Origin of the sequence: Haemophilus sp. HMSC61B11 (genome assembly GCF_001838615.1) — a bacterium.
GTDB lineage: Bacteria > Pseudomonadota > Gammaproteobacteria > Enterobacterales > Pasteurellaceae > Haemophilus_D > Haemophilus_D parainfluenzae_AD.
Window position 1 is genome coordinate 51,942 of the sequence record NZ_KV838003.1, and the last position, 8,081, is coordinate 60,022.

General features: G+C 38.2%; 5 protein-coding genes, 1 tRNA gene and 1 pseudogene. 6 read left to right on the forward strand and 1 reads right to left on the reverse strand.

Annotated features, from left to right (window positions below):
• The first annotated feature begins 220 nt into the window (after positions 1-220).
• On the forward strand, positions 221-2,476 hold the full coding sequence (locus HMPREF3263_RS09395; protein WP_070853241.1) for a FepA family TonB-dependent siderophore receptor: 2,256 nt from the start codon (positions 221-223) through the stop codon (positions 2,474-2,476).
• 147 nt (positions 2,477-2,623) lie between these two features.
• Positions 2,624-4,728 (forward strand): annotated as a pseudogene (locus HMPREF3263_RS09400) (TonB-dependent receptor domain-containing protein).
• A 139-nt stretch (positions 4,729-4,867) separates the two neighbouring features.
• Here the strand turns inward: HMPREF3263_RS09400 and rpmE are convergent.
• Entirely contained in the window at positions 4,868-5,080 is a 213-nt protein-coding gene (gene rpmE / locus HMPREF3263_RS09405) for a 50S ribosomal protein L31 (RefSeq protein ID WP_005696847.1), read from the reverse strand.
• 193 nt (positions 5,081-5,273) lie between these two features.
• Between rpmE and mutY the strand changes: the two genes are divergently transcribed.
• From mutY to HMPREF3263_RS09425, 4 genes are all read left to right on the forward strand, one after another.
• Entirely contained in the window at positions 5,274-6,392 is a 1,119-nt protein-coding gene (gene mutY / locus HMPREF3263_RS09410; protein ID WP_005696846.1) for an A/G-specific adenine glycosylase, read from the forward strand.
• Positions 6,385-6,657: an oxidative damage protection protein gene (locus tag HMPREF3263_RS09415; protein WP_005696845.1), complete on the forward strand. Its 273-nt coding sequence runs from the start codon at positions 6,385-6,387 to the stop codon at positions 6,655-6,657. Before mutY ends, HMPREF3263_RS09415 begins: the two co-directional genes overlap by 8 nt.
• Positions 6,658-6,666: 9 nt before the next feature.
• A complete protein-coding gene (mltC, locus tag HMPREF3263_RS09420) occupies positions 6,667-7,746 on the forward strand; it encodes a membrane-bound lytic murein transglycosylase MltC (RefSeq protein WP_005696844.1) in 1,080 nt (359 codons plus the stop codon).
• A gap of 228 nt (positions 7,747-7,974) precedes the next feature.
• Positions 7,975-8,050, forward strand: a tRNA-Phe gene (locus tag HMPREF3263_RS09425).
• Positions 8,051-8,081: the final 31 nt, after the last annotated feature.

The window sequence follows — 8,081 nt, forward strand, 5'->3', positions numbered from 1 at the left end:
ATCGGGGGTAGGGAACCCGACAATAGAAATAAACTCGCCAAATTAGTAAGCCGTGAATGATACTAGAATCTGTTGGGATTGCAAGAAAGTGCGGTCAAAATTTAGGTATTTTGTTCATTTAATTTGAATAATAATGATAAGAATTGTTGTTTACACTCAAATTATATTGTACTAGAATTCTCGGGTATTATTTATTTCACATATACCAGGAGAGCATTCAATGTATAAAGGCAATCATTTAAAAACAACATCATTCTTCGCATTAAGCACATTAACCATCGCGCTTTTTTCAAGCTATTCTTATGGCGAAGAGAAACTAGAGGAAATTAAAGTTACAGCAGAAAATCAGGTAAAACAATCACTTGGTTCTTCTCTTGTGACAGCAAAAGATTTAGAAAAACGCCCAGCGACAAATGATGTTTCTGAAGTATTACGTACCATGCCAGGTGTGAATTTGACGGGTAACTCATCTACAGGACAACGCGGAAATAAACGTCAAATTGATATTCGTGGTATGGGACCAGAAAATACATTGATTTTAGTGGATGGTAAACCAGTCACCTCTCGTAATGCAGAACGTTATGGTGTGCGTGGTGAACGTAACTCTCGTGGCGACAGTAACTGGGTGCCAGTTGAAGCGATTGAAAAAATTGAAGTATTGCGTGGTCCTTCAGCGGCACGCTATGGCTCAGGTGCAATGGGTGGGGTGGTTAATATTATCACTAAACCTGTTACCAATGATTTACACGGTAGCTTGAGCTATTACACCAATCAACCAGAAGACAGCGATGAAGGTGCAACGAACCGTGTCGGTTTTAATCTAAGCGGAGCGTTAATTAAAGACGTATTGCAATTCCGTTTATATGGTAACTGGAATAAAACTCAAGCGGATGAAGTCGGTATTAATGGCGATCCTGCAATTGCTGGTCGTGAAGGCGTACGTAATAAAGATATTAATGGCCGTTTAGTGTGGAATATCAATGAGAAAAATAAATTAACCTTGGATTCTGGTTTCAGCCGTCAAGGTAATATTTATAACGGTGATACACAAAATAGCTCAGCAGGGCTTTATAATAATAAAAACTATCCTGAAACCAAAACTTTGGCGGGAAGCAAAGCTGAAACCGCTCGTTTATATCGTCAGAACTATGCTTTAACCTATGAAGGTAAATTCGATCATTTTGACAATAAAACCTATATTACTTTTGATAAAACTAAAAACAGCCGTTTACCAGAATATTTAGCAGGTGGTCCAGAAGGCAGTTATTCGAGTACATCAGCCTTTAGCGATTCTATTCTTAAAAATACGCGCTTTAGTTCTGAATTCTATATCCCATTTACCTTGGGTGTAGAGCATATGCTGACAGTTGGTTTTGAAGGCGTACACAGCAGTTTAGATGATGCTTCTTCTATGACACAGTTACTTGGTGGACGACGAGACAAAAAAACAGGTAAGGTAGTTTATGATTTGAAAGAACGTTTACCAAGTGGTATCTCAAATGTACGAGGCGGTCATAGCAGTCAAACGGAATGGGCGGTATTTGTTGAAGATAATATTTCAGCAACACAATCCACGATCTTAACGCCATCTTTACGTTATGATTACAACACTTATTCAGGCTCTAATGTAAGTGGTGGTTTAAACTTCTTACAAAGTCTCAACGATGATTGGAAAATTAAAGGTGGGATTGCAAGAGCTTATAAAGCACCGAATCTTTATCAAACTAACCCGAATTACTTGTTGTTTACTTTAGGTCAAGGCTGTCCAACGAATGTACCAAATAATAAAACCTGTTATTTCCAAGGTAATAGCGACATTAAACCAGAAACCAGCTGGAATAAAGAAATCGGAATTGAATATGATAAAGACGGACTTCTAGCTTCTGTAGCTTACTTCCGTAATGACTATCGTAACAAAATCGTGTCTGATGGTGAATTTATCGGCCTAACCAACTTAGGTAACTATGTATATAAATGGGGTAATGCAAACCGCGCAGTGATTGAAGGTTTTGAAGGTAATCTGACGTTACCATTAATCCAAGATAAATTAAACTGGGTGAATAACTTTACTTATATGCACAAAACCAAAAATAAAGATACGGGTAATCCGCTTTCTATCGTGCCAAAATATACCTTGAATTCAAGCTTAAGTTATCAAATCACCGATAGTTTGGATGCGATGTTAACTTATACGCAATACGGTAAACAAAAATCCCGTAAAAATCCGGAAAACCGTATGGAAAATGGTAACAATAAATACATTAATCAGCTTGCTGGCTCAGAAGATATTGGTGGCTATGCAGTTTGGGGATTAAGTGCGGGTTATAATTGGAAAGATACAATCAGCATTCGTGTTGGTGTAAGTAACTTATTTGATAAACGCATTTATCGTTCATCAAGCAGTACAAATTACAATGCTCATACTTACAACGAACCTGGTCGTGCTTATTACGCAACGGTAAAATATACTTTCTAAGTAAGAATAGATGATTGAAGCCCTGTTTATACAGGGCTTTTTTTGTGTGTAATTAATTTAGACAACAGAAACGCAAAGAAATCTTGACTTAATACTCAAAAATAAATAATAATTATTATCGTTTTAAATCTATGGAAGGTATATATAATGAAGAGAGCAAATTTTGCCTTATTGCCACTTGCCGTATTTGTTGCAGGTCATGTCCAGGCTGAAGAAAAATTAGATGTGATTAATGTTGTTTCCGAGAACAGCGGGGCAAAAAGTAAGACTAATGTGATTACAACAAAAACAATGGAGCGTAGCACTGAGACTGAATTAAAAGGTTTATTAAAAGATGAACCAGCAATTAATTTTGGTGGCGGTCGTGGTACATCACAATGGTTTACAATTCGTGGTATGGGACAAGATCAAGTTGATGTGAAAATTGATGGTGCTTATACCGATGCACAATTATTCCATCACCAAGGTCGTTTTATGTTTGATCCGTTCTTATTAAAACGTGTTGACGTGCAAAAAGGGACAGGTTCAGCAAGTGCTGGAATTGGAGCTACAAGCGGTGCAATTGTTGCAGAAACAGTTAGCGCAAAAGATTTGCTCAAAGAAGGACAAGATATCGGTTTCAAAGTTAATGCAGGTGTAAGTTCAAATAGTGGTTGGTCTAAAGGTGCGACTGTTTATTCTAAGGCTGGTCCGCTAGATGCGTTAATTTCTGGAAATTGGGTTAACGAAAATGACTACAAGGGTGGTCATAATTTTAGCAATTTAGAGGGTAGTAAAAAAGTTCAGAACAGTGCATTGCATCAACGTGGTTTACTCGCCAAAGTTGGTGTTGATATTACAGAAGAACAGCGTCTTGAATTAAGTCATCGTCAAGAGCGCCATTATGGTGTTCGCGCACTTCGAGAAGAATTTGACTTTTCGCAAGATTGGTTAACCGCTAGCGCCAGAAATGGTAATCCACCAACCCTTACAAAGGAACAGCGAGCAAATGGCTATACTTTAAGCCAAGAAGGGAATACTTGGTATGTTTTAGATCGTAATGGTAACAAAATTATAAATAGTAGTAATAACGCCCCTCGTTATCGTATTACACAAAATGATACGACAAACTTAGAATGGAATGGTAAGAATATGGGCTTTGTGACGAATGCTAAAGCCAATGTGTATCATTCTGTGATTAATCGTAAAGAGCCAAGTGAGAATTCAAAAACACGTTTAATTGCTAATGGGGCAAATTTAAATTTAGAAAGCGCAGTGGGACAGTCTCATCTTATTAAATACGGTGTTAATTATCGTGATCAAGAGGGTAAACCTAATTCGTTAACCGTACAAAACGGTGTTCAAATGAAAAACCAAAAGAAACGTGATGTCGGTGTTTATGCAGAAGGTATTTGGGGCTTAGGTGCTTTTACCTTAACAACTGGATTACGTTATGATCACTTTGATTTCCGAGCAATGAATGGCAAAAATCGCATAAGGGAAGCGTAAATCCGAGCGTCGGTTTAATTTATGAAGTGAATAATGATCTAAGCTTTAATGCGAGCTTAAACTATGCAACACGTAGTCCTCGTTTCCATGAAGTGATGTTATCTTCAGGTGAAACGAGAGGTCAAACAGCCGTTTATTCAATTGCATCGAATATCAAACCGGAGAAATCACGCAATGCAGAAGTGGGTTTCAATTACAAACTTGCTGATAATTTCTCTTTAAACGGTAGTTATTTCTGGCAAACTGTAAAAGATACACATGCATTTACACAAATACGCCCGGGTTTTTATGAAATTCAAAATGCAGGTAAACTAAGAAATCATGGGTATGAAGTCGGTGCAGCTTATAAATATGAAGGTTTAACATTACGTGCAGGCGTGGCTTATAGTAAACCTGAGTTAGATGGTAGAACAGTAGATAGCACCGTGACTGCTATTCCAATTGGACGTACTTGGACTACAGGTATGTCTTATCGTTTTACTCAACCTGATATTGAAATTGGCTGGAAAGGTCGTTTTGTACAACATACCAGTTACGATGCTACAACGAATAACCGTGGCGGTGGTGCAACAACCACTAAACGTCCAGGCTATGGGGTAAGTGATTTCTATATTACATGGAAACCAGCTGAAAATATTAATGTGAACCTTGCGCTAGATAATGCCTTTAACAAATATTATCGAAGCCACAGCCAACGTGCAGGTGTGTCAACATTACCTGAACCAGGTCGAGACATTCGTTTAAATGTTAATTATACCTTTTAAATAAATCTCTAATTGCTTAACAGGGAATTAAAAGTGCGGTCGATTTTGACCGCACTTTTTTATTGATTGAATTTGAAAAATGGTGAATTTCAGATAATAAAAAACCCTGCATAGGCAGGGTTCTTCACACAGATTCAAATTATTTTGTACCTGGGATTTTGAAACGGCTGTTAAAACGTTCAACACGACCACCAGTATCAACAACACGTTGTTTACCAGTGTAGAATGGGTGGCAGCTACCGCACACATCAAGGTTGATGTCTTTGCCTAAAGTTGAACGCGTTTTGATCACGTTACCGCAAGAACAAGTTGCAGTAATCTCTTTATATTCTGGATGAATACCTTGTTTCATAGAAAACCTCAAATTGAAGCCACGCCGCTATAAATGCTTTCCACTTACACCGCGTGAGTTAATAATCGCCGACAATCCGGCACCAAATAGACTGCGAATTATACTGAAAAAATCAAATTGATCAAGTGGTGTGCTTTAGTGATAGAATCATCGCAAAATTTTTGCTTATTTTTGACCGCACTTTAGGAAAGTTATGTTAGCCCAATCCTCTGTTGATGCCCCTTTTGCCCATTCAGTTCTACAATGGTATGAAAAGTTTGGGCGCAAAAATTTACCTTGGCAACAAAATAAAACCCTTTATGGAGTTTGGCTTTCCGAAGTGATGTTACAACAAACTCAAGTTACTACGGTTATCCCTTATTTTGAGCGCTTTATCAAAACTTTTCCTAATGTGACCGCACTTGCCAATGCTTCGCAAGATGAAGTGTTACATTTGTGGACGGGGCTAGGTTATTACGCACGTGCGAGAAATTTACATAAAGCCGCTCAAACCATCAGAGATAAATATCAAGGCGAATTTCCTACCCAATTTGAGCAAGTTTGGGCATTAACAGGCGTGGGACGATCGACGGCTGGCGCAATACTATCTTCTGTGCAAAATCAACCTTATCCGATTTTAGACGGCAATGTGAAACGCGTCCTTTCTCGTTATTTTGCTGTTGACGGTTGGTCTGGTGAGAAGAAAGTCGAAAATCAATTATGGCAATTGAGTGAACAGGTTACACCAACCACGAAAGTGGCGGAATTTAATCAAGCGATGATGGATATTGGTTCGGCTATTTGTACTCGAACGAAACCTAAATGTGATCTTTGTCCTCTAAGTAATGATTGTTTAGCCAATAAACTCGAAAAGTGGATGGCATTTCCAGGAAAGAAACCCAAAAAATCGTTGCCGGAAAAACAAAGCTATTTTTTGATTTTATCTCATCAAGGAAAAGTTTGGCTGGAACAGCGCGAAAGCAAAGGCTTATGGGGCGGACTGTATTGTTTTCCTCAGTTTGATGATAAACAAACATTATTGAATTATCTGAAAGAGCAAGGGATTACCGAGTATCAAGAATGGGTAACTTTCCGTCATACGTTTAGCCATTTTCACTTAGACATTCATCCCATTTATGTTGAAGTTGATCGAAAATCTGAAGAGAGCGATCGTTCAGATTGGAAAAAATTGTCAGAAAAAGGAAAAGAATCTCAATCTGGTCTATTAAGTGCGGTCAAATATTGGTATGATCCAACGTCACCTGAACAGATCGGGTTAGCTCAGCCTGTGAAAAATTTATTAACGCAATTTGTAAGGAATTATTATGGCTAGAACCGTTTTTTGCGAATATTTGAAAAAAGATGCAGAAGGGTTGGATTTTCAACTGTATCCCGGTGAATTAGGTAAACGTATTTTTAATTCAATTAGTAAACAAGCATGGGGTGAATGGATCAAAAAGCAAACCATGTTAGTGAACGAGAAAAAACTCAATATGATGAATGCCGAACATCGTAAATTATTAGAAGAAGAAATGGTGAATTTCTTATTTGAGGGCAAAGATGTGCATATTGAAGGTTACGTTCCCCCATCTAAATAACAAAAGATTATGAAAAAGTATTTATTATTGGCGCTACTTCCGCTTTTATATGCTTGTAGTGACTCGCCAACCCATCGACGTGGCATTAATTATGACGAAGTGTTTTCGAAAGACACGCAAGGTTTAGATATTTTAACAGGTCAATTCTCCCATAATATCGATCGTATTTGGGGGGTAAATGAGCTTTTAGTGGCAAGCCGTAAAGATTACGTGAAATACACGGACTCTTTCTATACGCGTAGCCACGTAAGTTTTGATGAAGGTACAATTATTGTTGAAACCCAACAAGATCTTAATCGCTTACACAATGCGATTGTCCATACTTTATTGATGGGCTCCGATGCGAAAGGGATCGACTTATTCGCTTCTGGTGATGTACCGATTAGTACGCGTCCTTTCTTATTAGGTCAGGTCGTGGATAATAATGGTCAGCAAATTGCTAACCAAGTGATTGCAAGTAACTTTGCAACTTATTTAATCCAAAATAAATTACAAACTCGCCGCTTACAAAATGGTAACACCGTACAATTTGTGGTGATCTCCATGATTGCAAACCACGTTGAAGTGCGTGCACAAAAATATATTCCATTAGTCCGTAAAGCTGCAGAACGCTATGGCATTGATGAAAGCTTGATTTTAGGTATTATGCAAACAGAGTCCAGCTTCAACCCATATGCGATCAGTTATGCGAATGCAATCGGCTTAATGCAAGTGGTACCAAGCACAGCGGGTCGCGATGTGTTTGCGATGAAAGGTAAAGGTGGACAACCCTCCGCACGTTACCTTTATGATCCAGCAAATAACATTGATGCGGGTGTTTCTTATTTATGGATTCTACAAAATCAATATTTAGATGGTATTACGAACCCTACTTCTAAACGTTTTGCAATGATTTCTGCTTATAACAGTGGTGCAGGTGCAGTATTACGTGTATTCGATGAGGATAAAGATGAGGCGATCTATAAGATCAATCAGATGTATCCTGAACAAGTATATCGTATCTTAACGACCGCACATCCATCATCACAAGCAAGAAACTACTTGTTGAAAGTGGATGCAGCACAGAAGAAATTCCGTGTAAGACGATAATTTCAGTGATGAAATATAATGCCCGAAAGAATTTTCGGGCATTATTTTTTGAGAAAGTGCGGTTATTTTTGATTGAGTTTTATAAAATACGTTCTTTTTATAGTCGTTTTGGTTATTAACCACTCAAACACACCAACTTTTTTACTTTTTTTGAATTTAATTGTTGACCGATACTCGAAAAAATAGTTTAATACGCTCCGTTGTCAGGCAGTAGCCAATAACGATAACGCCTCGATAGCTCAGTCGGTAGAGCAGGGGATTGAAAATCCCCGTGTCGGTGGTTCGATTCCGCCTCGAGGCACCATTTCCTCCTTAGTTCAGTCGGTAGAACGGTG